Source organism: Erythrobacter sp. MTPC3 (genome assembly GCF_042854385.1).
Classification (GTDB): domain Bacteria; phylum Pseudomonadota; class Alphaproteobacteria; order Sphingomonadales; family Sphingomonadaceae; genus Erythrobacter.
The window spans coordinates 131,922-156,462 of the sequence record NZ_BTGP01000008.1; the positions used below are offsets into that span (position 1 = coordinate 131,922).

Genomic DNA, 24,541 nt, shown 5'->3' on the forward strand with positions numbered 1-24,541 from the left:
CTTATTGCTACTGCGAACTATACGCAAAGATAGTTGCGATATGCGCTGTTTTGCCGGTTGCAATCGCTGTTTCACCCGCCTACCTCGCCCTTAACGCATCCGCACGCCATCGCCATTTGGGACGAGGCTTACGCGTTCGGATTGAGGCTCTTTTTATCGTCCCATGCTTCCAGGGAAGGATAACTCGGATATGGCCAACGCGGCAGGACGCAAAAAGATCGCTCTTATCGGTTCCGGCATGATCGGCGGCACGCTCGCCCACCTCGCCGCGAAGAAAGAAATGGGCGATATCGTCCTCTTCGACATTGCTGAAGGTATGCCGCAGGGCAAAGCGCTCGATCTGTCGCAGTGCGGCCCGATCGAAGGGTTCGACGCGAAGATCACCGGCTCGAACGATTACGCCGACATTGCCGGTTCCGATGTCATCATCGTCACCGCCGGCGTACCGCGTAAACCCGGCATGAGCCGCGACGATCTGCTCGGCATCAACCTGAAAGTGATGAAAGCGGTCGGCGAAGGGATCAAGAACAACGCGCCTGACGCATTCGTGATCTGCATCACCAACCCGCTCGATGCGATGGTCTGGGCGCTGCGCGAATTTTCCGGCCTTCCCCATAATAAGGTCGTCGGCATGGCCGGTGTGCTGGACTCGGCGCGTTTTGCCACCTTCCTCGCCTGGGAATTTGAGTGCAGCGTCAAGGACGTCAACGCCTTTGTGCTCGGCGGCCATGGCGACACGATGGTCCCGGTCCTCAGCTACTCGACGATCAACGGCATCCCGGTGAAGGACATGGCGAAGATCAAAGGCGTCTCCGAAGACCGCCTCGACGAAATCGTCAAACGCACCCGTGCTGGTGGCGGCGAGATCGTCAAATTGCTGGGCAACGGCTCAGCCTATTACGCCCCCGCAACCAGCGCGATCAGCATGGCCGAGGCGTATCTCGGCGACCAGAAGCGCATCCTGCCCTGCGCCAGCTACGTCGAAGGCAAATACGGCCTCGACGGCATGTATGTCGGCGTCCCCACCGTGCTGGGCGCAGGCGGCACCGAGGATGTGGTTGAGATTGAATTGTCCGATGAAGAGAAGGCAAATCTCAAGGTCAGCACCGACGCGGTCGAGGAACTGCTTGAGGCGTGCAAGGCGCTGGATAGTTCGCTGACGTGAGAGTTCTTGCGGCCATCCTAGCACCGGCGGCGTTGATCGCGGCTTCAGCCGCCAACGCTGCCGAGACTGCCACTGTCGATGATGTCGTCAATTCGGCAGCAATGTGCATGCTCTCGGCGGGAAAGGAGGGCGCAGACAAGTCACGTTTCCAGAACGAGGCGTGGACGCCGACCGAAGACGGTTTTCGTCACGTCTCGGCCCCAATTTCAATCGAGTTTCCATCCGATAAGGACGGGGTAACTCGCATTTGCGTTGTTCGAGCGTCCTTGGCCGACAAGGACGAACAGAAAAAGCTCGCGAAAAAGCTTACTGATACGCTGAGAACCAAACCACTCAAACAATCGGACAGCCAAATCTGGATGGTATCGACGGCGAGCGGCACTCGCGGGGTTCAGTTCTACACCGACAAAACTTCTGACCAACCACAGGTGCGACTTATTGGCGCGGCCTTCTAGGAGCTATTGAATGTCCATCCTCGTAAACAAAGACACCAAGGTCATCACGCAAGGGATGACCGGCAACACCGGCACCTTCCACACCGAGCAGGCGCTCGCCTATGGCACGCAAATGGTCGCGGGCGTCACGCCCGGCAAAGGCGGCACCGACCATATCGGCCTGCCGCAATTCAACACCGTGCGCGAGGCCAAGGAAGCGACCGGCGCGACTGCCACGTGTATCTATGTTCCTCCGCCCTTCGCTGCCGATGCGATCTGCGAGGCGATTGATGCCGAGGTCGAGCTGATCATCGCCATCACTGAAGGCATCCCCGTGCTCGACATGGTGCGTGCCAAGGCTGCTCTCGAAGGGTCCAAATCGCGCCTGATCGGTCCGAACTGCCCCGGCGTCCTGACCCCTGACGAATGCAAGATCGGCATCATGCCCGGCTCCATCTTCAAGAAAGGCAGCGTCGGCGTTGTTTCGCGCTCTGGCACGCTCACATATGAAGCAGTCCACCAGACCACGATGGTTGGCCTGGGCCAGACCACCGCTGTCGGGATTGGCGGCGATCCGGTGAACGGCACCAACTTTATCGACGTGCTGGACCTGTTCCTCGACGATCCTGAAACCAAATCGATGATCATGATCGGCGAAATCGGCGGCAGCGCCGAAGAAGAAGCCGCCGAATTCCTCAAAGCAGAAGCAGCCAAGGGCCGCAGCAAGCCGACCGTCGGTTTCATCGCGGGCCGCACCGCGCCTCCCGGCCGCCGCATGGGCCATGCCGGGGCGATTGTTTCGGGCGGCAAAGGCGGCGCGGACGACAAGATTGCGGCGATGGAAGATGCGGGCATCCGCGTTTCGCCTTCGCCATCAGAGCTTGGCACCACGCTCGACGCGATGCTGAAAGAAATGGCGTAAGGGGCACGCGCCCCGCAACGCACTTCCCTCCCCACGGAGAACCCACATGGGTCAAGAACCGAATACGCTAATCCCGCAAATGTCCGATCAGGAAGGCCCGCAGCCCGGTCCTTCCTGGGGCAACCCGAAATGGCTCGACCAGATCAGCGATGCTGGCGGCGACCTGACGGCGGCGATGGACCCGACGCAAATGCGCGTCGCGGTCGATCAGGCAGCGAAGAAAGCGGGCAAGGCGCTCGACCCGAAAGCGATTGAGGAGGCTGCGGCCAATTCCATCGCGGCGATGACGCTGGTTCGGCTCTACCGTGTGCGCGGTCACATGGCGGCGGATCTCGACCCGCTGGGCCTATCCCAGCAGCGCGCCGAAGTGCCCGAAGATCTCACTCTCGCCTTCCACGGTCTTGCGGGGAAGGAAGATACCGAGGTTTTTGTCGGCAGCGTCCTCGGCCTTGAATGGACCACGGTGCGCGAGCTGCTTGAGCGACTGAAGGCGGTCTACTGCGGCAAAGTCGGCCTGGAATACATGCACATCGCAGACACCGAAGAGCGGCGTTTTCTGCAGGACAAGTTTGAAAGCCCGGGCGAGACGATCCAGTTCACGCCCGAGGGTAAGAAAGCGATCCTCGCAGCGGTTCTGCGCGGCGAGCAATACGAGGAATTTCTCGGCAAGAAATATGTCGGGACCAAACGGTTCGGCCTCGACGGCGGCGAAAGCATGATCCCCGCGCTGGAAGCGGTGATCAAGCACGGCGGCAGCGCGGGCGTGCGCGAGATCATTTATGGCATGGCCCACCGCGGGCGGCTTAATGTTCTCGCGAACGTGATGGCCAAGCCTTACAAGGTGATCTTCCACGAATTTTCCGGCGGGTCGGCCAATCCCGAAGATGTCGGCGGATCAGGTGATGTGAAATATCACCTCGGCACCAGCACAGACCGGTCTTTCGACGATATCGAAGTGCACATGTCGCTCGTCCCCAACCCCTCCCACCTCGAAGCGGTAAACCCGGTTGTGCTCGGCAAGGTCCGCGCGCAGCAGGCGACCCGTGATGACAAGCGGCACGAACAGGTGCTGCCCGTCCTGATCCACGGCGATGCGGCGTTCGCAGGACAGGGAGTGGTGTGGGAAAGCCTGTCGCTGTCCGGCGTCCCCGGTTATGACACGGGCGGCTGCCTCCACTTCATTATCAACAACCAGATCGGGTTCACTACCAGCCCGAATTTCGCGCGGTCCTCGCCCTATCCCAGCGACGTGGCGAAAGGCGTGATGGCGCCGATCCTGCACGTAAACGGCGACGATCCCGAGGCGGTGACGTTCGCGTGCAAGCTCGCGATTGAATACCGCCAGAAATTCGCGCGCGATGTCGTGATCGACATGTGGTGTTATCGCCGTTTCGGCCACAATGAAGGCGACGAGCCGAAATTCACCCAGCCGCTGATGTACGATGTCATTCGCAAACACCCCAAGGTGTCGAACATCTATGCCGAACGCCTGAAAGACGAAGGCGTCATCGACGAAGGGCACCGCGACGAGGTTGCCAGCGAATTTGTCGCCCATCTCGAAGAGGAATTCGAGGCTGCGAAGAGCTATAACCCGAACGAGGCCGACTGGTTCGGCGGACGCTGGGCCGGCCTTAACAAACCAGCCGACCCGGAAACCGCGCGGCGCAATATCGAAACCGCCATCGAACCGAAAATGTTCGACAGCCTGGGCCGCGTGCTCACCGAAGTTCCCGATGATGTGAACATCCACAAGACGCTGGGCCGCGTGCTCAAAGCCAAGGGAGAGATGTTCGCGCAGGGCGAAGGTTTCGACTGGGCCACGGCAGAGGCGCTGGCATTCGGCAGCCTCGTTATGGAGGGCTACAACGTCCGCCTGTCCGGTCAGGATAGCGGGCGCGGCACCTTCTCGCAGCGCCATGCCGTCTGGGTCGATCAGACTACCGAAGACAAATACGTGCCGCTCAACACCTTGCCGCACGGCAAGTTTGAAGTGCACGATTCCACTTTGTCCGAATACGGCGTGCTCGGCTTTGAATACGGCTATGCAATGGCCGACCCCAAGACGCTGACATTGTGGGAAGCGCAATTTGGCGATTTCGCCAATGGCGCGCAGATCATGATTGACCAGTTTATCGCCAGCGGTGAAGCAAAATGGCTGCGCGCGAACGGCCTCGTGATGTTGCTGCCGCATGGATATGAAGGTCAGGGGCCGGAGCATTCCTCAGCCCGCCTCGAACGGTTCCTGCAATTGTGCGCGAACGATAATATCCAGGTCTGCAACATCACCACGCCCGCGAATTACTTCCACGTTCTGCGCCGTCAGATGCTGCGGGCATTCCGCAAGCCGCTGATCATCATGACGCCGAAATCGCTGCTGCGCCATCCGCTGGCCAAGAGCACGCGCGAAGAGTTTCAGGGTGATTTCCAGTTCAAACGGATCAAATCGGACACGCTCGAAATTCCCGACGAGAAGGTAAAGCGTCTTGTCCTGTGTTCGGGCAAGGTCGCCTATGACCTGATCGAACGCCGCGATGCCGAGGAAATCGATGATATCTCCATCGTGCGGATTGAGCAGCTTTACCCCTTCCCCGGCGAACCGCTGACGAAACGGATCGAGCGGATGAAAAACCTCGAAGAGATCGTCTGGTGTCAGGAGGAACCGCAGAACAATGGTGCGTGGTTCTTCGTCGACCGCCTGATCGAACTTTCCGCGCGCGATGCAGGGTTCGACGGAATGCGCCCGATGTATGTGGGCCGCGAAGTGGCGGCTTCGCCAGCAACAGGCCTCGCAAAACGGCACAAGGCGCAGCAGGATGGGCTGGTTTCCGTCGCGCTGGACCTCGCCAACACTGGCAAGACCAAAGACCACACTCCAAAGCGGCGCGGCGGCGCTGCGAAAGCATTTTCCTGAGGACTGTTTCCTCGAAAAGGATCGAAGATAATGGCTACTGAAATCACTGTCCCGGCGCTTGGCGAATCGGTTACCGAAGGCTCCATCGGCGAATGGCTGAAACAGCCGGGCGACGCTGTCGCTGCGGACGAACCCATTGCCAGCCTTGAAACCGATAAGGTCGCGGTCGATGTGCCCTCGCCTGTCGCTGGCGTCATGTCCGAACACCGCGCCGAGGTTGGCGATACGGTCGAAGTGGGCGCGGTCATCGCTGTCATCGAAGAAGGCGCAACCGCTGCCGCGTCAGGCGAAGAGGCGGGACGCAAGGAACAGCAGGCCGAAGAGGGCGAGGATAAGCGCGAGGCCGCTGACAAGGATCTCGCCGCTGCCGCTCAAACACTGTCGCCTGCCGTGCGCCGCGCGGTGCTGGAACACGGCGTCGATCCATCCACCATCAAAGGCACCGGCAAAGATGGCCGTCTGACCAAAGAAGACGTGCTGGCCGCTGCCAAGAACAAGGGCGATCCCGCGCCCGCTCCGTCCCCCTCCCCCGCGCCTGCGCCCGCCGCTGCCGCCCCCGCACAGGGTGAGCGCGGCGAGGAACGCGTCAAGATGACGCGGATGCGCCAGACGATCGCGAAACGGTTGAAAGGCGCGCAGGAGGACGCTGCGCTGCTCACCACGTTCAACGATGTCGACATGAGCGCCGTTATGGAAGCCCGCGGCAAGTACAAGGACATGTTTGCCAAGAAACACGACATCCGCCTTGGCTTCATGGGTTTCTTTGCCAAGGCAGCCTGCCTCGCGCTGAAAGACGTGCCGAGCGTCAACGCCTATATCGAAGGCGATGAGATCGTCTATCACGACTATGTCGATATTTCGGTCGCGGTATCTGCCCCAAACGGTCTGGTTGTCCCGGTAATCCGCGATGCCGATAAGAAAGGCTTTGCGCAGATCGAGAAAGACATTGCCGATTTTGGTGCGCGCGCCAAGGAAGGTACGCTGACCATGGCCGACATGACCGGCGGCACCTTCACCATTTCAAACGGCGGCGTGTTCGGATCGCTGATGAGCACACCGATCATCAACCCGCCGCAGAGCGCCGTTCTGGGCCTCCACCGGATCGAAGACCGTCCGGTCGCGGTCAATGGCGAAGTCGTGATCCGTCCGATGATGTATATCGCGCTGTCATACGACCACCGCCTGATCGACGGACGCGAGGCGGTGACCGCGCTCAAGATCATCAAGGAAGCAATCGAAGATCCAACCCGAATGCTGATTGATCTGTAAGCCGCGGTTTATCTATTGATTCAATGATTTCCGATCCCACTTCGAAAGGGATCATGGAGCTACAAAATGGCTGAATACGACTACGATGTCCTTGTTATCGGTGCCGGTCCCGGCGGCTATGTCGCGGCGATCCGCGCGGCGCAGTTGGGGCTGAAGACCGCGTGCGCAGAAGGGCGTGAAACGCTGGGCGGGACATGCCTCAACGTTGGCTGCATCCCGTCAAAGGCGATGCTGCACGCCTCCGAATATTTCGACGCGGCGGCGAACGGCACGATGGCCAAGATGGGCATCGACGTGACGCCGAAACTCAACCTCGATGCCATGCACTCCCAGCGCCTGGACGCGGTGAAAAGCCTGACCGGCGGGATCGAGTTCCTGTTCAAGAAGAACAAGGTGGACTGGAAAAAGGGCTACGCGACTTTCAAGGACGCGCACACGGTCGAAATCGGCGGCGAAACCGTCACCGCGAAAGACATCGTGATTGCCACCGGCTCATCGGTCACCCCGCTTCCCGGCGTAGAGGTCGACAATGACAAAGGCATCATCGTCGATTCCACCGGCGCACTGGAACTGGCCAAGGTCCCGGAAAAGATGGTCGTGATCGGCGGCGGTGTAATCGGACTGGAGCTTGGCTCGGTATGGCGCCGTCTTGGCGCGGACGTGACCTGCATCGAATATCTCGACGAAATTCTGCCCGGCCTCGACGGGGACGTGCGCAAGGAATCGCGCAAGATCTTCAAGAAGCAGGGCATCGAATTCAAACTGTCGACCAAGGTTACCGGCGTTACGGTCAAGGGCAAGAAAGCCGTCCTTACCATGGAGCCAGCCGCTGGCGGCGATGAAGAGACGATGGAAGTCGACTGCGTGCTCGTGTCCATCGGGCGCAAGCCGAACACCGACGGCCTTGGCCTCGATGCGATAGGATTGGAAACCAACCAGCGCGGCCAGATCGAAATCGAACACGACTTTTCCACCAAGGTGGACGGCGTCTGGGCCGTCGGCGACTGCGTGCCCGGACTGATGCTGGCGCACAAGGCTGAGGACGAAGGCATCGCCGTGGCAGAAAACATCGCGGGCGAAACCGGCATTGTGAACCACGATGTGATCCCGAATGTCGTCTATACGTTGCCTGAGATTGCAGGCGTGGGCCTCACAACCGAACAGGCAATCGAGAAGGCAGGCGGCGACAAGAAGGCCGTGAATGTCAGCAAATTCCCGATGATGGCAAACAGCCGCGCAAAGACCAATCATGAACCCGATGGGTTTGTGAAGGTTATTGCGGATGCAGAGACCGACCGCGTTCTGGGCGTCTGGGCAATCGCCAGCGTCGCCGGAACGATGATCGCCGAAGCCGGCATCGCGATGGAATTCGGCGCAACGTCCGAGGACATCGCCTACACCTGTCACGCCCACCCGACCCATGCCGAGGCCATGAAGGAAGCGGCCATGGGCGTGCGCGGAAAGCCCATTCACATCTGATTACCGGGTCCTTCGACCGTCAATTGATTGAGCGCCCCCTGTGCCGTAAGCTGCGTCGCAGGGGGCGTTTTCATGCGGTTTAGGCACTTATTGTTGGCCGAAATGGGCAGGATGCGAATGCGCGCCTGCGCCATATATGCAGCCCTCCTACTGCCGCTCACCCTAAGCGGATGCTCTCTGTTTGAGCAAAAGGTCGAACCCCCTCCCCGCGCGCAAGAACCGATTGCGATACCCGATGGCCAATCGACTTTCGCCGCCAATGTAGAAATTCCGCTCAGCGATCTGCGCCGCGCGCTTGAAAGGGAAACGCCCCGGCGTCTGTGGTCGATCAATCGGCCCGGTGCCGAATGCGTCCCGCCGCAGCGCACCGAAGTCATCGGCATCGCGATCAAATCGCCGACCATCCGCTGCGACCTGAAAGGCCGGGTTACACGCGGCGCGATGTCACTATCGGGCAGCGGACAAGACCTTATAGTCACCATGCCCATTCAGGCAGAGATCACCGCGGAAGAGATCGCAGGCATCATCGAAAGCAAAACTGCGACAGCCCGCGCCACCGTTACAGCGCGCCTTCGCCCGGCGATCCAGCCGGATTGGGCCGTTACGGGGCGCGTCAGAATCACTTACAACTGGGACCAGCCACCGTCGGTCACGCTTTTGGGACAAAGGATCGAATTTGCCCAGCAGGCAGACGAGCGGCTCGGCAAGGTTGTACGCACGTTGGAGCGGACGCTGGAGCGTGAAATTGCGAAGCTTGATCCGAAACGCGCTATTCAGCCCGTGTGGCAGCAGGGATTTACGACCCTCTCGCTCAACCGGGAGAACCCTCCGGTCTGGCTTCAGCTGACACCAAATAAAATCGGCTATGACGGGCATACAGTGTCGCGCAGCTCGCTGTCGTTGAAAGTAAGGCTGGCTGCCCGGACGAAGGTGTTTGTCGGCGATAAACCGCCTTCGCCTTCGCCAGTCCCGCTGCCCGATATCGACACAAGCGCGTTTGGCCAGCCGCGCGTCTCGCTTACCGTGCCGGTCATCGCGCAATATTCGCAGCTTGAACCGGTGCTGGAAAAAGCATTGCGAAAACGCGCCGCCCGCCCTTTTCCCGTGCCCGAAATCGGTGACTGGATGGTCGAATTGAAATCGGTGGAAGCCTATGGGACCGAAGGAAACAGGGTCGCGGTCGGAGTTACATTCGAAGCGTGGCCGCCCGATGACCGCGATAATGCGGCAACGGGCACCGTCTGGCTGACTGCACGGCCCCACAATACGAAAGGGTCACGCGTCGTTGAATTCATGGAGCCGGAATATCAGGCTGAAACAAGTCGCTTCACCACAAATGTATTGCTGGAAATCGCAAAGACGCAGGATTTCTCCGACGTCATCGAAGATGCGCTTACGCAAAATTTCGAAAGCGATTATCGCGCCCTGTTGGAAAAAATCGATGCGGAGCTTGCCGATCTCCGGCTCGGCGATTTTGCGGTGGAAGCGAAACTTGGCGAAGTGAACACTGGCACGCTCACCGCCTATGGCGAAGGGCTGTTGCTTCCGGTATCGGCGACGGGGGACGCGCAGATTCGCTATGCCCCGCGCTAGGGCGCCGGGCCTGTGCATCGGAGGAAATTCAACTTGGCATACCCGCAACTGACCGACAAACCCGGCGCGCTGGAAACAGCCGCTGCGATCCGCGCAGGACGGTTAAGCCCGCATGAGGCCGTCGATGCGGCGATCGTCCGTATCAGCAAACTGGATGCCGAGATCAACGCGCTGGCCGTTCCCGATTTCGATCGGGCTTATGAAACAGCACGCGAAATGGAGCGGCATGCGCCCGGCCCCGACCAGCCGCTTTACGGTGTGCCCATGACGGTCAAGGAAAGCTTTGACGTCGAAGGGCTGCAATCATGCTGGGGCCATGAACGCCTGACGGATTACATCGCGCCGCGCGATGCGGAGCTTGTCAGCCGCCTGAAATCGGCAGGCGCGATTATTATCGGCAAGACGAATGTGCCGGTGGATCTGCAAGACTGGCAAAGCTTCAACCCTGTCTATGGCCGAACCACCAATCCGCACAATGCGGACCGTTCACCGGGCGGGTCATCCGGCGGCGGCGCAGCAGCTGTCGCCAGCGGCATGGTGCCGTGCGAATTTGGCACGGACATTGGCGGATCAGTCCGGGTGCCGGCGCATTTCTCCGGCATTTGGGGGCATAAAACCACGTGGGGGCTGGTGAGCAAGCGCGGGCACGATCACCCGCAAATGGCACGGCGCGAAGGATTTGTCGCCGCCCATGACGGCGTGCTTTCCATCGCCGGACCAATGGCGCGCAATGCTGCCGATCTGGCGTTGCTGACGCAGATCGGCGCAATGGTGCCGCTGCGCCGGACCGAAAAACGGCTGCGCGATTGCCGTATACTTGCCGTAATGGAATTTCCCGGCAGCCCCATAGATGCCAGCGTCGCAGAGCCGACCGAGGCTGCGATTGCACGGCTCGAAAGTGGGGGCGTGACGATCGAACGCACGAGCGATCCGCTCCCCGACCTAGCCCGGCAGCACAGCGATTACCTGCGCATGATGAACATTGCCATGGCGCGGGGTGCGCCTGCTCGCGATGGCAAACGTGCGTCAGCTACCGACTGGTTCGACTTGCTGGATGCACAGGCCGCCAGTGAATTCGCGTGGGCCAAATTGTTTGAGCGTTACGATTTTGTCATCGCTCCGCCCGCGCCGGTGCTGGCGATCCCGCATCTCGACAAGTCGGTGTTTCGCGGCACGGTGCGCGTCAATGGCGAGGATATGCGCGCAGGATCGGCCCTGACGTGGGCGGGCCTCGCGACCTTCCCCAACCTGCCCTCAACCGTATTGCCCATCGGACAAGGCACGTATGAAGGCGCGGTTCTGCCATGCGGGATGCAGGTCATCGGTCCGCGCTGGAGCGATCTGGATTGCATCGCGGCCGCCGAAACCATGGCCACCATCCTCCACAGCTAACGAAGGCGTCCGTTCAATGATGCGCAAACTCGCCAAATGGCATATCTGGCTGGGCTGGCTGGTCGGTGTGCCCATCGTCATGTGGACCGCCACCGGCCTGTTCATGGTCGCCAAGCCGATAGATGAGGTGCGCGGCAATCATTTGCGGGTGGAGCAGGAGCCTGATCCGCTAGTAATCGAAGGCAGCAATCTCGCGACCGAGGAAATGCAGATCGCCGAGATGCGCGCGGTCATGCAGGATGGGCGTGCGGTCGCTATCCTCACCGGGATGGACGGCAGCACAAACCGCGTCGATATCGCAACGGGTGGCCGTATCGACCCATTGACCGCCGAAGACGCGCGCGAATTGGCTGCGGCTCGGATTGTCGGCGGCCAGGACGTTCGCTCCGTCACCTTTTTCGAAGCCGATGACGTGCCTTTTGACTTCCGCCGCCCCATGCCGGTCTGGCAGGTCGCACTGGAGGACGGCGCACATATCTATGTCGGGCGCGACACCGGAGAGATTGAGGCAGTGCGCACGAGCTGGTGGCGCTGGTTTGATCTTATGTGGGGGCTGCATATCATGGACCTTTCCGACCGGGAGGACACGAGCCACCCGATACTCATCCTGTTTGCCGCGCTAGCCCTGATCGGATCCCTGTTCGGATCAATCCTGATGTTTCGCCGGCGCAGGGCAAGGCCGCGGGCAGCGTCATGAACGAAGCCGTCCTTACCCCAATCCTCGACATCCTCGATGTAATTGGCATCGCGATTTTCGCGCTTTCAGGCGCTGTTATCGCCGCAAAAGAGCGTCAGACATTTGTGACGATGGCGTTCTTTGCGCTCGTCACGGGTGTCGGCGGAGGGACCGTGCGCGATCTTTTGATCGATGCGCCGGTGTTCTGGATCACCGATCACTGGGTGGCAGCCGTATGTCTTTCCACTGCGCTGATCGCGTGGTTTACGCCCGTGCGCATCTGGCAGGGAAAGCTGTTCGATTTTGCAGATGGAGCGGGCCTCGCCGCTTATGCTGTGCTGGGCGCGGCAAAGGCGCTGGCTTACGGAATTCCGCCGGTGCCAGCGATATTGATGGGGATCATCACCGGCTGCGTTGGCGGGATTATCCGCGATGTGGTTGCAGGCCGGCCCTCAATCATCATGCAGCCGGAACTGTATGTGACCGCAGCCGCGCTCAGTTCATCGCTGACGGTTGGCGGAATGGTTGCGGTCAACCTTATCCCCGCTCTGGATGGCATTGCCACAGGCTGGGTTTGGGGAGCGGCGTTTCTGGCCGGCCTAGCGCTGCGCGGTGCAGCTATTCAATGGCAGTTGAGCCTGCCGAGCTACGCCAGAGCGGATCTAGACGGGCCAGATTTGAACGAGGCGGGGGACGACGCATCATCGCCCCCTCCCCCGGTCAATCACGGCAGTTAGCCGCCGATTTCCGCGTCCGTTTCCTCATCGAAGCTTTCGCCCGGCAGCGGTCCGCCGGGATAGGCAGGCTGCGGCCCATCGGATGCGGTCGCAACCGTCTCTGGCGCGGTATATGAAACGTCTGCTTGCGCCTGACGCGCCTGGGCGTAACGCGCATCGCTCCACTGAATGTCGTCGCCGCGTGCGCGCACAGTGTCGCCCGGCTGATAGGATGATCCGCGGAAGCTGCCATAATCAATGTCGGCAATCCGGCCATCATTATCGATCTGGCAGGTAAAACCGCTGCCGTTGAACAGCGCGCCGGTAACGCGCCAGCCCTGTGCGGTGCGGTCCACCCCGTCGACTGTATCAACGCGAACATCGCGCTCGATCTCACGGACACACTGGTCAACGGCATTGTCGAGGCCGGAGCCTGCGGTGCTGCGGCGATCGGTGTTCCGGTCACGGCGGTCGTAATCGCGATCATAATTGCGGTCGCGCTCTACGATGACGACATCGCGGTCGCGGCGATTCTTGTTCGCTGCGCTGGCCACGGCAGCGATCCCGCCAAGGATCAGCACGCCTGCCAGAACATCGCCCGTGCGAACCCCGCGATGGCGGCGCCAACCGCCTCTTCGCCAGCCACGGCGGCCCCAGCGGCCCCACTCGGCTGTCGCCAGCTCGCCATCATAGGCACTATGGCCGAAATCGGTGAAAATTGAGCTGCCCAGCGGCTGCGCGACCGGCAGGTCAGCGGCGGCGGCGGGTGTGGCGGTCATGGAAATGGCTGCGACGAAGCCCGTCATCGCGCCGATACGGCTCTTGGAAAGCATGGATGCTCCCTCCTGTTTAGCAAAGCGAGCGCCCACCAACCGCCCTGTGATGGAACGCGCATAAGCGGCCCAGGCTTACCGTCGCCTGAACCGCTTGATTGCACAAGATGGGAACGGTGCGACCGTGTGGCCGCCCCGTCAGAGATACAGTAGGGATCAACGCAGGCCCCGGATGTTCTTGAAATCGACCTGCGGACGCCCGCGGCCATCAAGATAGCAGGTGAACCGGCCCCGGTCGTAATTGCGGGCATTGTATCCGCGCGCGCCCTGAACTTCGATCCGGCCCTTTACGCGGAACCCGTGGCGGGTCCGGTCAACATCGCGGATCTCGGTCACGTCGGCATAGCGAAAACCTCCGAAACGGCGCGCCTGGTTCTCGGCTGCGCGAACACAGCGCTCTACGGCGTTACGGCCATTGTCGAAGCCGCGATTGTAGCGGACGCGGCTTTTGTAGCGGCTATCATCGTAACCATTGCGATAGCGGCGATCGGCATAGCGATCCTTGTCATTGTCGAACGCGCCAGCAAGTGCCGCGATACCGCCGATGATGACAGCGCCGGCAATCACATCACCTGCATCGATACCGCGATCACGGCGATCATCGGCCATTGCAGGGGAAGAAGTCGCCAGGGCCATCGCGCCAGCCGCGACAGTCCCGAGCGTGCCTTTGGCGAGGGTCTTTTTCAGATTCGTCATTGGGTCTTATCCTCGGGTTGGCCGGGGCGGTCCTGCGCCGGCTACAAACCCCTTATGGACGATTCGCCCTGCCTCGAGCCTGAAGAGCTCTTGCAGCGAATGTTCAGGTAAAGCCACTTTATTATGAACAACTGTAACATGGGGTCGCAGATCGTAAATTCCAGTCCCGCGCCGTGGTCTCGGTATCGCCGCGCCCCTGACCAAAGCAAAAAGGGCCAGCGGATCGCTCCGCCAGCCCTTTGCTGATTGGTTGAAGAGATCCTTACGCTTCTGCGTATTCTTGTTCTTCGTTCATGACCGGTCCGCTGTCCTGACCTTTGGCTTCTTCGTCGCGCTCGACGAATTCGATGATGGCCATCTGTGCGGAATCGCTGCCACGATAGCCAGCTTTAGTGATGCGGGTGTAGCCGCCATCACGGTCGCTGTAACGCTCGGCCAGTACGTCGAACAGCTTCTTAAGCTGGGTTTCGTCGAGCAGGCGCGCCTGAGCAAGGCGGCGGTTCGAAAGACCGCCGCGCTTTGCCAGCGTGACCAGCTTTTCGACATATGGACGCAGTTCCTTCGCCTTGGGAAGCGTGGTGTGGATCTGCTCGTGCTTGATGAGAGCGGCAGCCATGTTGCGAAACAGGGCCTTACGGTGGCCCGATTTACGCGACAGCTTACGCTGTGAAATTCCGTGACGCATTGTATTTCCTTCGTTTGTAAGGGGCCCGTATCAGGTAGCCCGGTACTGGCGACGGTTTCTGGAGATCCCAGTGGCCCGCCGCCTTGGCCAAATCAGTCTTTCACCAGTTCGATCGATTTTATGTCGATCCATCTGATAAATGTAATGCCGCCATCGCCTTGGAAGTAGGCAATACCGAGCTCATCGGCTGCAACGATCTTGACCGGTCGGCCATACTCGTCATCGCGAAATCGAAGTAACGCGCTAACTTGGCCCTCCCCGATCTCCTGCCTCAGAAGCCTTAGCACGAATTGTTACCCAAGCAGCTCTTGTTCGAGCTTCTTGGCCATTTCTTCGATGTTCTCTGGCGGCCAGCCCGGAATGTCCATGCCGAGGCGCAGACCCATGCTGGAGAGCACTTCCTTGATCTCGTTGAGCGACTTGCGGCCGAAGTTCGGCGTACGCAGCATCTCGGCTTCGGTCTTCTGGACCAGATCGCCGATATAAATGATGTTGTCGTTCTTGAGGCAGTTTGCCGAACGCACCGAAAGCTCCAGTTCGTCGACCTTCTTGAGAAGGTAACGGTTGAGCTGGTTGGCGTCGTCTTCCTGCGGTGTCGCTGCCTGACCGATCATGGCCGACTGCGGCTGCGGGATGCCGTCTTCGAAGTGGACGAACAGCGTCAGCTGATCCTGTAGGATACGCGCAGCATAGGCCACGGCGTCTTCAGGAGTGACAGTGCCATCGGTTTCGACGGTCAGCGAAAGCTTGTCGTAGTCCAGTTCCTGGCCCACACGCGCATTCTCGACCTTGTAGCTCACCTGGCGGACAGGCGAATACAGGCTGTCGACCGGGATCAGACCAATTGGCGCATCGGCCGGACGATTGTTGACCGCCGGCGAATAGCCTTTGCCGATGTCGGCAGTCAGTTCCATGTTCAGCGTCGCGCCTTCATCGAGGTGACACAGGACGAGGTCCTTGTTCATCACTTCGATGTCGCCGGAAACGGCAATGTCGCCAGCCTTGACGGTGGCAGGCCCGGTCACGGAAAGCTGAAGGCGCTTTGGCCCCTCACCTTCCATCTTGAGCGCGATCTGCTTCACGTTCAGGACCATGTCGGTCACGTCTTCGCGCACACCGGCGAGCGAAGAGAATTCATGGAGCACGTTCTCGATCTTGATCGAAGTGATCGCAGCACCCTGAAGCGAGCTGAGAAGCACGCGGCGCAGGGCATTGCCGAGCGTCAGGCCAAAGCCACGCTCAAGCGGTTCGGCCACGAAAGTCGCCTTGCGCGCTTTGTCACCGTTATCCTTGATATCGAGGGTGTTGGGTTTCTTGAGTTCCTGCCAGTTCTTCGTATTGACGGACATGGATTTCCCCTAATTCGCTTTGCAGCGGGTTTGAAATGTGTGCGGACCGGAGCGCCGTTTAAAGCGCGTCCGGTCCATACAGGTCTCGGCAACCAGAACAGCTGCCGGAAAGCTTTGGATCAGACGCCTATGGATTAGACCCTGCGCCGCTTCGATGGACGGACCCCGTTGTGCGGGATCGGCGTCACATCGCGAATCGACGTGATGTTGAAGCCTACAGCGGCGAGACCGCGCAGCGCGCTCTCACGGCCCGAACCCGGACCTTTCACTTCGACTTCGAGAGTGCGAACACCGTGTTCGGCGGCCTTCTTACCGGCATCGTCGGCAGCAACCTGCGCTGCATACGGTGTCGATTTACGGCTGCCCTTGAACCCCATGCTACCGGCGCTGGACCAGCTGATCGCATTGCCCTGTGCATCGGTGATGGTGATCATGGTGTTGTTGAAGCTGGCGTTGATGTGCGCAACGCCGCTCGTGATGTTTTTCCTGTCGCGGCGTCTTACTTTACCGCCCGGTTCGCGTGCCATTTCTCGTATTCCTTATTGAATGCGGGTGAAGGGAAAAGCGTTAGGTCGAAACCTTCAGCTTACTTCTTCTTCCCGGCGATCGGCTTGGCCTTGCCCTTGCGGGTGCGGGCGTTGGTGTGCGTGCGCTGTCCGCGAACGGGCAGGCCGTTACGGTGACGCAGGCCGCGATACGTGCGAAGGTCCATCAAACGTTTGATGTTCATTGCGGTGCTACGGCGAAGATCGCCCTCGACCGAATAATCTTCATCGATGGTTTCACGGACACGCAGGACTTCCTCATCAGTCAGGTCCTGCACACGTGCGGAATGATCAATGCCAAGCTTGTCAACAATACGAACGGCCGTGGTGCGGCCAATTCCGTGAATATAGGTAAGCGCGATAATAACACGCTTATTTGTGGGGATGTTTACCCCGGCAATACGAGCCACTTAATTCTCCATGCTCCACAGAGGTTTGCGACACGGCGTGCCGCTGCCTCCATCTCAACGCTCAAACACCTGCACGCCGCCGCCCCAACCTGCTGATATCAGGTACGAAAACCTGAAATAGCAAAAGTCCGGATGGCATGCGCTGAATGGCGTTGCCTGCCGGACGTGATTCGCCGGGTACAATTTTGGCGTGTCGAATGAAGGGCGCGCTTAGGGTGATTCTGCAAGACAGTCAACCACTCGCACGCGCATAATCAACCAAGGACCGATATGGTCCCGGCAAATTCGTTTACAAGCCACTCAATATCGGGTGTCTGCGCGCGCGTCAAAACCGGAACTGTGTATAGCCAAACTGCTGGCCTGCCCCCATCAATCTTCGTCGCTGAGATCGCCGAAAGCATCATCGACGCTTGGTGCCGGGGGTGTATCCTCCCCCGCATCGTCGTTTTCTGCGGCCTCTTCGGTATCTTCCGCCGGTTCTTCGTCAGGTTCGCTCTCTGCCTCACCGTCCGCGTCGCTCGGCTCGTCAATCCGTCCAAGCATGTCGGCGAGCCCATTCAGCTGCTCCGTCATGACACCGTCGACCGCTTTGGAAATCACCGGCACATCGTAACGCATCTTGCCGCCGACATTGTATTCCCAAACGATCCGCGTGCCTTCATCGACGGCGCTGATCGCAATCGTAAGGATGCCGCTCACAGGCTCGCTCTGCAGCGGACCAAGCGCACCTGTCATCCGCAGTGCCGATTCAGGATAGGCCTGAATGACGCGCATATGCTCAACGCTGCCTTCGAGTGTAAATTGCTCACCATCGTCGGTTTCAGGGATGCGTTCGCAAAAGCATCCTCCCGCCTGCGGCGTGAGGGTGAGATTGGCGGCATCGCCTGACCAGGTGTGCGACCCGTTCCACCAATCGGAGGGTGAGATTAGCGCCAACCACACCTGTTTCGGAGTGGCCGATACCGTCGCCTCATCACGGGTGACAAAGCCGGCATCGCCCTGCTCGGTCACCTCAGCCGACACCGGTGAAGCCGCCGCAGAGATGGCGCAGGCAAAAGCAATGATGGAATGACGCATAACCCGATCTCCTTTGGGAGGCGGGGTCTAAGCGATTGGCGCTCCGAGCGAAAGCCGATTTACGAAAGGATGCCGTCGATTGCTGCCGCGACGTCTTCAATCCCGGCCATGCCATCAACGCGGGTTACGATGCTGCGCGCTTCATAGCCGGGCAGAATCGGCGCGGTCTTGGCACGATATTCCTGCATGCGCGTGCGCACGGTTTCCTCGTTATCGTCGGGCCTGCGCTTGAACTCGGTTGATCCGCAGCTGTCGCACACGCCCTCTTTCGCCGGTGGATTGGCTGTGTCGTGATAAAGCGCGCCGCATTTGGCACACGAGAAACGGCCGGTGATCCGTTCGACCAGGGCGTCTTCATTCACTTCCAGCTCAATCACATGGTCGAGCGTGCGGCCATGCTTGGCGAGGATCGCGTCGAGATCGACTGCCTGGGCCTCTGTTCGTGGATACCCATCAAAAATCGCACCTGTGCCTGCGTCCATTGCCGCGAGGTTCGCGTCGATCAACTCAGACACGATTTCATCCGAGACAAGTTCTCCGCGATCCATGACCGCTTTTGCTTTCACGCCGACAGGCGTTTCTGCTTTCACGGCTGCACGAAGCATATCGCCAGTGGATAGCTGCAACATGCCGTGCCGTTCGACCAGGCCTGCGCTTTGCGTACCCTTGCCCGCCCCGGGAGGGCCAAGAAGAATGATGTTCACCGACGAACCCCTATTTTGGCGCAGGCTCTCCCCTGCGCGTTCATACAGTCTGCCCCGTTCATGCGTTATCGCATGCGGCCTTTCAACTTAGCCTTCTTGATGAGATCGCCATACTGGTGCGCCAACAGGTGCGACTGGATCTGGCTTAGCGTGTCGACCGTCACGTTAACGACGATCAGCAGGCTGGTCCCGCCGAGAAACAGCGGAATGCCGGTTTGTGCGATCATGTATTCCGGGATGACACAGACAAGCGTGAGGTAGATCGCGCCGACGACCGTGATCCGGGTCAGGACATATTCGAGATAGTCAGCAGTACGCTTGCCCGGACGGATACCTGGGATGAACCCGCCGCCTTTTTTCAGGTCGTCCGCACGCTCTTCAGGATTGAAGACAACCGCCGTGTAGAAGAACGTGAAAAAGATAATTCCGAGGCCATACAGCGTCATGTAGATCGGCTGCCCATGCGCCAGATACTGGTTCAGCGTCACGATCACACCGCCGAAAGTGCTGTCCGTATCGACTGAGTTACCGGCGAACTGTGAAATAGTTAGCGGCAGCAACAGCAGCGAGCTGGCAAAGATCGGCGGAATAACGCCGGCAGTGTTAAGCTTGAGCGGAAGGTAGGAATTGTCCTGCTGCATCATGCCATTTTGCGTCGCGCGCTTCGGATACTTCACCAGCAAACGACGCTGCGCCCGCTCGACATAAGAGATCAGCAGGATCAGCACGACCACCATGATGATGAACCCGATGATGATCGCAGGGCTGATCGATCCGGTGCGGCCGCCCTCAAACAGGTTCGCCGCAAAGGTTGGGAACTGCGCAACAATACCGGCCATGATGATCAGCGAAACGCCGTTGCCGATCCCGCGCGAGGTGATCTGCTCGCCCAGCCACAGCAGGAACATCGTTCCGCCGATGAGGCTGATCACTGCGCCGATGCGGAACATGTATCCCGGCTCGACCACAGCAGCGATGCCTTCCTGCCCGGCAAAACTTTCAAGTCCGACTGCTAGAAAATAACCCTGAATCGCGCACAGGAAAACCGTGCCATACCGGGTATACTGGTTCAGCTTTTGCCGGCCCGTCGCACCCTCTTTCTTGAGCGCGGCGAGCGTCGGGTGCAGTGCCGAGGCCATCTGCACGACAATCGACGCCGTAATATAGGGCATGACGCCAAGCGCGATGAGGCTCATCCGCTCAAGGCTGCCGCCAGAGAACATGTTGAACATGTCCAGCACTCCGCCCCGGCCCAGATCGGCCAAGTCTTGCAGCGCCGATGGGTTTACACCCGGCAGCGGCACATAGCTCAGGAAACGGAAAACGATTAGCGCACCGATGGTGAACCAGATGCGCTGGCGCAACTCTGTCGCTTTGGCAAAATTGCCAAGGTTCATGTTGCTCGCGATGTTATCGGCGCGTGATGCCATTGTATTTGATCAATCCTGGTCTTGCACCGGCCCGTCCCGGCTCAGAACGGATAAATAGGGAGCGGGAGGCCCGTTGTCGAACCCCCCGCCCTCGCTTTTGTCGTATTATTTCTTGCCAGCAGCCTTGGCTTCCTTGGCCTCGGCCTTCGCAGCCTTGACTTCAAGGTTGGTCGGAGCGGTCACCTCGACGCTGCCTCCAGCCTTCTCGACGGCTGCAACTGCACCCTTGGTCGCGCCGGTTACGACGAATTTGACCTTGGCTTTGATTTCGCCCTTGCCGAGCAGACGGACACCGTCCTTGCCGCCGCGAACCAGACCGGATGCGCGCAGAGCATCTTCAGTGATGTCTTTCTTGCCGTCGATCTTTTTATCATCAATCCATTTCTGGACCATACCGATGTTCACTTCGGCATAATCCTTGCCGAACGGGTTGTTGAAGCCGCGCTTTGGCAGGCGCATGTGAAGCGGCATCTGGCCGCCTTCAAAGCCCTTGATCGCTACGCCGGAACGGCTCTTCTGGCCCTTCTGACCACGACCCGAGGTCTTGCCTTTGCCCGAGCCGATACCACGGCCCACGCGCATGCGACCTTTACGGGCGCCTTCATTGTCACGGATGTCATTGAGTTTCATGTTGCACTCGCTTTCGCTTTTGTTCGCGCTGATAGGAAAGAAACCCCGCACTGGGCGGGGCTTCCAAATTTTTCTAGTCGACCACTTCGACAAGATGCGGGATCTTTGCGATCGCGCCGCGAACCTCAGGGGTATCCTGACGCTCCACAACCTTGTGCATCTTGTTCAGCCCAAGACCGATCAGGATCTTGCGCTGGCTTTCTGGACGACGGATCGGCGAACCGATCTGTTTGATCTTCACTGTTTTCTTGGCAGCCATTGATCTTACTCCGCGATTGCTGCGGCGTCGGCTTCTGCCTCGGCCTTGTCAGCGCCGCCGCGACCCAGAAGGTCAGCGACTTTCTTACCACGGCGCTGGGCAACCGACTTTGGTGAAGTCTGGTTGACGAGCGCGTCGAAAGTGGCGCGGATCATGTTGTACGGGTTGGACGAACCGACCGACTTGGTCACAACGTCGGCAACGCCGAGGCTTTCGAAAACGGCACGCATCGGACCACCGGCAATGATGCCGGTACCCGGAGGCGCTGTACGAACGGTCACTTTGCCGGCACCGAAACGACCATTTGCGTCGTGGTGCAGCGTGCGGCCTTCTTTCAGCGCAACGCGGATCATCTTCTTGCGAGCCGCAGCTGTTGCCTTGGTAATCGCCTCGGGAACTTCGCGGGCCTTACCCTTGCCAAAGCCGACACGGCCCTGGCCATCGCCAACAACGACGAGCGCAGCAAAGCCAAAACGCTTACCACCCTTCACCGTCTTGGAGACGCGGTTGATGTGAACGAGCTTTTCGATGATGCCATCATCTTCTTCCTCGCGGCGGCCACGGCCACCATCACGTCCGCCGCGCCCGCGGCCTCGGCCACCGCCGCCGCGATTGTCGTTGCCACCGCGACCGCGTCCGCCCCGGCCTTGGTGCCTGGGCTCTTCAGCCGGTGCAGCAGCAGGTGCAGTTGTCGGTTGAGCGGTAGGCTCAGCAGCAGTCGACTGGTTGTCGGCAGCTTCGGAAGGCGTTTCGGTGATCGCTTCCACAGCAGGCGCTGCTTCTTCGGTCTTCGCTTCTTCAGCGGGTGCTTCAGTTTTCTTGTCGTCAGCCATCATCAGAACTCCAGCCCGCCTTCACGAGCGGCATCGGCCAGCGCCTTAACGCGGCCATGAAACAGGAACCCGCCGCGATCAAACACAACGGTTGTCACGCCGGCCTTCTTCGCAGCATCCGCGATATCCTTGCCCACCTTGGAGGCGGCATTGATATTCGCACCCGACGCTTTCGCGCCAAGGGTTGATGCGGCGGCCACAGTGCGGCCTTCGGCATCGTTGATGATCTGCGCATAGATGTGGCGGCCAGTGCGGTGCACGGACAGACGCGGCTTGTCACCCGAGCGCGCACGCAAAGCGGTGCGGACGCGGCGGCGGCGACGTTCAAAGAGAGAGAGCTTTGCCATCTTACTTCTTCTTCCCTTCCTTGCGGAAGACATACTCGCCGCGATACTTGATACCCTTGCCCTTGTAAGGCTCGGGCTTGCGCCAACGACGGATCTCGGCGGCAAACTGGCCTACGGCCTGCTTGTCAGTGCCGGAGATTTCGACTGTGGTCTGATCGGGCGTTTTGACTTCGATACCTTCAGGCACCTCGAGATCGACATCGTGGCTGAAACCCAGCTCCAGCTTCAGGGTCTTGCCCTGCGCCTTTGCACGGTAACCAACACCGGAAATTTCCAGCGTCTTGGAAAAGCCATCGGTGACACCTTCGACCAGGTTTGAAACCAGCGTGCGCTGCATGCCCCAGAAGGACCGCGCCTGCTTGCTATCATTGGCCGGGTTGACCTGAATCTCGTCGCCCTCGATTTTATAATCGATAAGATCGGAAAGACCCATGGTCAGGGTGCCTTTCGGCCCCTTCACACTAAGCGTGCCGTTGTCGATATTGGCCGTAACCCCATTGGGGATCGCGACCGCTTTTTTACCAATGCGGCTCATCAGAAGACCTCCGCAAGCACTTCGCCGCCGACATTGCCTTCACGCGCTTCGTTGTCCGAAAGCACGCCGCGAGGGGTCGAGACGATGGTGATGCCAAGGCCGTTGCGAACGATCGGAAGTTCTTTCGAACCCGAATAGACGCGGCGGCCCGGCTTGGAGATGCGGCTAACATGCTTGATCGCAGGTTCGCCTTCGAAATATTTCAGTTCGATCCGCAGCGCAGGGTGCTTGCCGGTTTCGTCTTCGCTGTAGCCACGGATGTAGCCTTCGCGCGTCAGAACTTCGAGCACGTTTGCACGCAGTTTGGAAGCTGGCGAAAGGACGGAATCCTTCTTAGCCTGCTGTCCGTTGCGGATACGGGTGAGCATGTCACCCAGTGGATCGGTCATAGCCATTCGTCAGATCCTCACCAGCTCGACTTTGTCAGGCCTGGGATCAGACCTTTATTGCCGAGGTTACGAAGTTCGATACGGTTGATACCGAACTTGCGGTAATAGCCGCGCGGGCGGCCGGTGGTGGCGCAGCGATTGCGCACTCGGGTAGGGTTCGCATTACGCGGTATCTCAGCCATCTTGAGGCGCGCGATCAAACGCTCGCTCTCATCAAGGCTTTCGTCATTCGCGATTGCCTTAAGCTTTTCGTATTTCGCTGCGTACTGCTTGACGAGCTTCTTGCGACGCTCGTTTTTGTTAACGGAACTCAGTTTCGCCATTGGACTTAAGCTCTCTTGCTTGTCGTTTGTACCGGGAAACGGCTCACGCCGCTTCCTTCTGTTCACTGTTGGCATCGCCCTGGAAGGGGAAGCCGAAGAGACGGAGCAATTCGCGCGCCTCTTCATCGGTGTTCGCCGTGGTGGTCACAATAATGTCCATGCCGCGAACTTTTTCGATCTTGTCGTAGCTGATCTCGGGGAACACGATCTGTTCCTTGAGACCCATTGCATAATTGCCGCGACCATCGAACGACTTGGGGTTCAGACCCCTGAAGTCACGGATGCGAGGCATTGCAATAGTCACGAGCCGGTCGACAAATTCGTACATGCGCTCACGGCGCAGGGTAACCTTGCAACCGATCGGCATGCCTTCGCGCAGCTTAAACTGTGCGATCGACTTTTTCGCCTTGGTGATAACCGGCTTCTGACCAGCGATCAGAGCCATTTCCTCGGCTGCGATCTGGACCTTCTTCTTGTCCTGGCTCGCTTCGCCCACACCCATGTTGAGCGTGATCTTTTCGAGACGCGGAACTTCGAGACGGTTCTTGTAGCCGAACTTCTCGGTCATCGCTTTGACGATTTTCTCGTCATACTGCGACTTCATGCGCGGAGTGTAATCAACCATCGATAGTCTCCCCACTCTTGACTGCAACGCGCACCTTCTTGCCATCCTTCTCTTCGAAACGGACGCGGGTGGGCGAGCCATCTTTTGGGTCGGCAACAGCCACCTTCGAGATGTTCATAGGTGCCGGGAACCGGTCGATCCCGCCCTGCGGGTTCTGCTGGCTCGGCTTACGGTGACGTGCGACGACGTTGATGCCTTCGACTACGATCTTGCCGTCTTTCGGCATGACCTGTTGGACAGTGCCGGTGCGGCCCTTATCCTTGCCCGAAAGCACGACGACGTTGTCGCCCTTCTTGATCTTTGCAGCACCCATT

The 24,541-nt window shown here is 59.5% G+C and carries 29 protein-coding genes; 10 read left to right on the forward strand and 19 right to left on the reverse strand.

What is annotated here, in order from left to right:
* The first annotated feature begins 190 nt into the window (after positions 1-190).
* The 10 genes from mdh to ACGHU1_RS12175 all read left to right on the forward strand — a co-directional run bounded on the left by mdh (position 191) and on the right by ACGHU1_RS12175 (position 12,578).
* Entirely contained in the window at positions 191-1,165 is a 975-nt protein-coding gene (gene mdh, locus ACGHU1_RS12130) for a malate dehydrogenase (RefSeq protein ID WP_390587262.1), read from the forward strand.
* The gene (locus ACGHU1_RS12135; protein WP_390587263.1) at positions 1,162-1,620 is read left to right on the forward strand and encodes a hypothetical protein; all 459 of its coding nucleotides are present in this window, start codon (positions 1,162-1,164) and stop codon (positions 1,618-1,620) included. The genes mdh and ACGHU1_RS12135 overlap by 4 nt, the downstream gene beginning before the upstream one ends.
* A gap of 10 nt (positions 1,621-1,630) precedes the next feature.
* A complete protein-coding gene (gene sucD, locus ACGHU1_RS12140) occupies positions 1,631-2,521 on the forward strand; it encodes a succinate--CoA ligase subunit alpha (RefSeq protein WP_390587265.1) in 891 nt (296 codons plus the stop codon).
* A 46-nt stretch (positions 2,522-2,567) separates the two neighbouring features.
* Positions 2,568-5,432, forward strand: coding sequence for a 2-oxoglutarate dehydrogenase E1 component (locus ACGHU1_RS12145; protein WP_390587267.1), 2,865 nt, complete (start codon positions 2,568-2,570; stop codon positions 5,430-5,432).
* A 30-nt stretch (positions 5,433-5,462) separates the two neighbouring features.
* Positions 5,463-6,701, forward strand: coding sequence for a 2-oxoglutarate dehydrogenase complex dihydrolipoyllysine-residue succinyltransferase (gene odhB, locus ACGHU1_RS12150; protein WP_390587269.1), 1,239 nt, complete (start codon positions 5,463-5,465; stop codon positions 6,699-6,701).
* A gap of 66 nt (positions 6,702-6,767) precedes the next feature.
* On the forward strand, positions 6,768-8,180 hold the full coding sequence (gene lpdA / locus ACGHU1_RS12155) for a dihydrolipoyl dehydrogenase (RefSeq protein WP_390587270.1): 1,413 nt from the start codon (positions 6,768-6,770) through the stop codon (positions 8,178-8,180).
* A gap of 72 nt (positions 8,181-8,252) precedes the next feature.
* On the forward strand, positions 8,253-9,773 hold the full coding sequence (locus ACGHU1_RS12160; RefSeq protein WP_390587272.1) for a DUF4403 family protein: 1,521 nt from the start codon (positions 8,253-8,255) through the stop codon (positions 9,771-9,773).
* A 33-nt stretch (positions 9,774-9,806) separates the two neighbouring features.
* Positions 9,807-11,165, forward strand: coding sequence for an amidase family protein (locus ACGHU1_RS12165; RefSeq protein WP_390587273.1), 1,359 nt, complete (start codon positions 9,807-9,809; stop codon positions 11,163-11,165).
* 16 nt (positions 11,166-11,181) lie between these two features.
* Entirely contained in the window at positions 11,182-11,862 is a 681-nt protein-coding gene (locus ACGHU1_RS12170; RefSeq protein WP_390587275.1) for a PepSY domain-containing protein, read from the forward strand.
* Positions 11,859-12,578 (forward strand): trimeric intracellular cation channel family protein, encoded by a 720-nt coding sequence (locus tag ACGHU1_RS12175; RefSeq protein ID WP_390587276.1) that lies wholly within the window; start codon positions 11,859-11,861, stop codon positions 12,576-12,578. Before ACGHU1_RS12170 ends, ACGHU1_RS12175 begins: the two co-directional genes overlap by 4 nt.
* Here the strand turns inward: ACGHU1_RS12175 and ACGHU1_RS12180 are convergent.
* The 19 genes from ACGHU1_RS12180 to rplX form a co-directional block, all read right to left on the reverse strand.
* Complete coding sequence (locus ACGHU1_RS12180) at positions 12,575-13,390, reverse strand: hypothetical protein (RefSeq protein WP_390587278.1); 816 nt, start codon at positions 13,388-13,390, stop codon at positions 12,575-12,577. The two genes, ACGHU1_RS12175 and ACGHU1_RS12180, sit on opposite strands and share 4 nt — an antisense overlap.
* 156 nt (positions 13,391-13,546) lie before the next feature.
* Positions 13,547-14,086: a hypothetical protein gene (locus tag ACGHU1_RS12185; protein WP_390587280.1), complete on the reverse strand. Its 540-nt coding sequence runs from the start codon at positions 14,084-14,086 to the stop codon at positions 13,547-13,549.
* A 262-nt stretch (positions 14,087-14,348) separates the two neighbouring features.
* A complete protein-coding gene (rplQ, locus tag ACGHU1_RS12190) occupies positions 14,349-14,771 on the reverse strand; it encodes a 50S ribosomal protein L17 (protein WP_390587282.1) in 423 nt (140 codons plus the stop codon).
* A 92-nt stretch (positions 14,772-14,863) separates the two neighbouring features.
* Complete coding sequence (locus ACGHU1_RS12195; protein ID WP_390587283.1) at positions 14,864-15,058, reverse strand: hypothetical protein; 195 nt, start codon at positions 15,056-15,058, stop codon at positions 14,864-14,866.
* 6 nt (positions 15,059-15,064) lie between these two features.
* On the reverse strand, positions 15,065-16,120 hold the full coding sequence (locus ACGHU1_RS12200) for a DNA-directed RNA polymerase subunit alpha (protein WP_390587285.1): 1,056 nt from the start codon (positions 16,118-16,120) through the stop codon (positions 15,065-15,067).
* Between the two features lie 134 nt (positions 16,121-16,254).
* Entirely contained in the window at positions 16,255-16,647 is a 393-nt protein-coding gene (rpsK, locus tag ACGHU1_RS12205; RefSeq protein ID WP_218317287.1) for a 30S ribosomal protein S11, read from the reverse strand.
* A 59-nt stretch (positions 16,648-16,706) separates the two neighbouring features.
* Positions 16,707-17,075 (reverse strand): 30S ribosomal protein S13, encoded by a 369-nt coding sequence (gene rpsM / locus ACGHU1_RS12210; protein WP_390587287.1) that lies wholly within the window; start codon positions 17,073-17,075, stop codon positions 16,707-16,709.
* A 369-nt stretch (positions 17,076-17,444) separates the two neighbouring features.
* Positions 17,445-18,152, reverse strand: coding sequence for an SRPBCC family protein (locus ACGHU1_RS12215; RefSeq protein ID WP_390587288.1), 708 nt, complete (start codon positions 18,150-18,152; stop codon positions 17,445-17,447).
* Positions 18,153-18,211: 59 nt separating this feature from the next.
* Positions 18,212-18,856: an adenylate kinase gene (locus tag ACGHU1_RS12220; protein WP_390587289.1), complete on the reverse strand. Its 645-nt coding sequence runs from the start codon at positions 18,854-18,856 to the stop codon at positions 18,212-18,214.
* A gap of 65 nt (positions 18,857-18,921) precedes the next feature.
* Complete coding sequence (gene secY / locus ACGHU1_RS12225) at positions 18,922-20,286, reverse strand: preprotein translocase subunit SecY (RefSeq protein WP_390587291.1); 1,365 nt, start codon at positions 20,284-20,286, stop codon at positions 18,922-18,924.
* 105 nt (positions 20,287-20,391) lie between these two features.
* Positions 20,392-20,916, reverse strand: coding sequence for a 50S ribosomal protein L15 (rplO, locus tag ACGHU1_RS12230; RefSeq protein WP_390587293.1), 525 nt, complete (start codon positions 20,914-20,916; stop codon positions 20,392-20,394).
* 73 nt (positions 20,917-20,989) lie between these two features.
* Positions 20,990-21,175, reverse strand: coding sequence for a 50S ribosomal protein L30 (gene rpmD, locus ACGHU1_RS12235; protein ID WP_152434960.1), 186 nt, complete (start codon positions 21,173-21,175; stop codon positions 20,990-20,992).
* A gap of 5 nt (positions 21,176-21,180) precedes the next feature.
* A complete protein-coding gene (rpsE, locus tag ACGHU1_RS12240) occupies positions 21,181-22,011 on the reverse strand; it encodes a 30S ribosomal protein S5 (RefSeq protein WP_390587294.1) in 831 nt (276 codons plus the stop codon).
* Complete coding sequence (rplR, locus tag ACGHU1_RS12245) at positions 22,011-22,355, reverse strand: 50S ribosomal protein L18 (protein WP_390587296.1); 345 nt, start codon at positions 22,353-22,355, stop codon at positions 22,011-22,013. The genes rpsE and rplR overlap by 1 nt, the downstream gene beginning before the upstream one ends.
* Position 22,356: 1 nt before the next feature.
* Positions 22,357-22,890 carry a 50S ribosomal protein L6 gene (rplF, locus tag ACGHU1_RS12250; protein WP_390587297.1) on the reverse strand — a complete coding sequence of 178 codons (534 nt, stop codon included), beginning with the start codon at positions 22,888-22,890 and terminating at the stop codon, positions 22,357-22,359.
* Positions 22,890-23,285 (reverse strand): 30S ribosomal protein S8, encoded by a 396-nt coding sequence (gene rpsH, locus ACGHU1_RS12255; RefSeq protein WP_390587298.1) that lies wholly within the window; start codon positions 23,283-23,285, stop codon positions 22,890-22,892. Before rpsH ends, rplF begins: the two co-directional genes overlap by 1 nt.
* A gap of 11 nt (positions 23,286-23,296) precedes the next feature.
* Complete coding sequence (gene rpsN, locus ACGHU1_RS12260; protein WP_390587406.1) at positions 23,297-23,602, reverse strand: 30S ribosomal protein S14; 306 nt, start codon at positions 23,600-23,602, stop codon at positions 23,297-23,299.
* Between the two features lie 43 nt (positions 23,603-23,645).
* Positions 23,646-24,227: a 50S ribosomal protein L5 gene (rplE, locus tag ACGHU1_RS12265; protein WP_390587300.1), complete on the reverse strand. Its 582-nt coding sequence runs from the start codon at positions 24,225-24,227 to the stop codon at positions 23,646-23,648.
* Positions 24,220-24,540, reverse strand: a complete 321-nt coding sequence (rplX, locus tag ACGHU1_RS12270; RefSeq protein WP_390587302.1) for a 50S ribosomal protein L24 — start codon at positions 24,538-24,540, stop codon at positions 24,220-24,222. Before rplX ends, rplE begins: the two co-directional genes overlap by 8 nt.
* Position 24,541 lies beyond the last annotated feature (1 nt).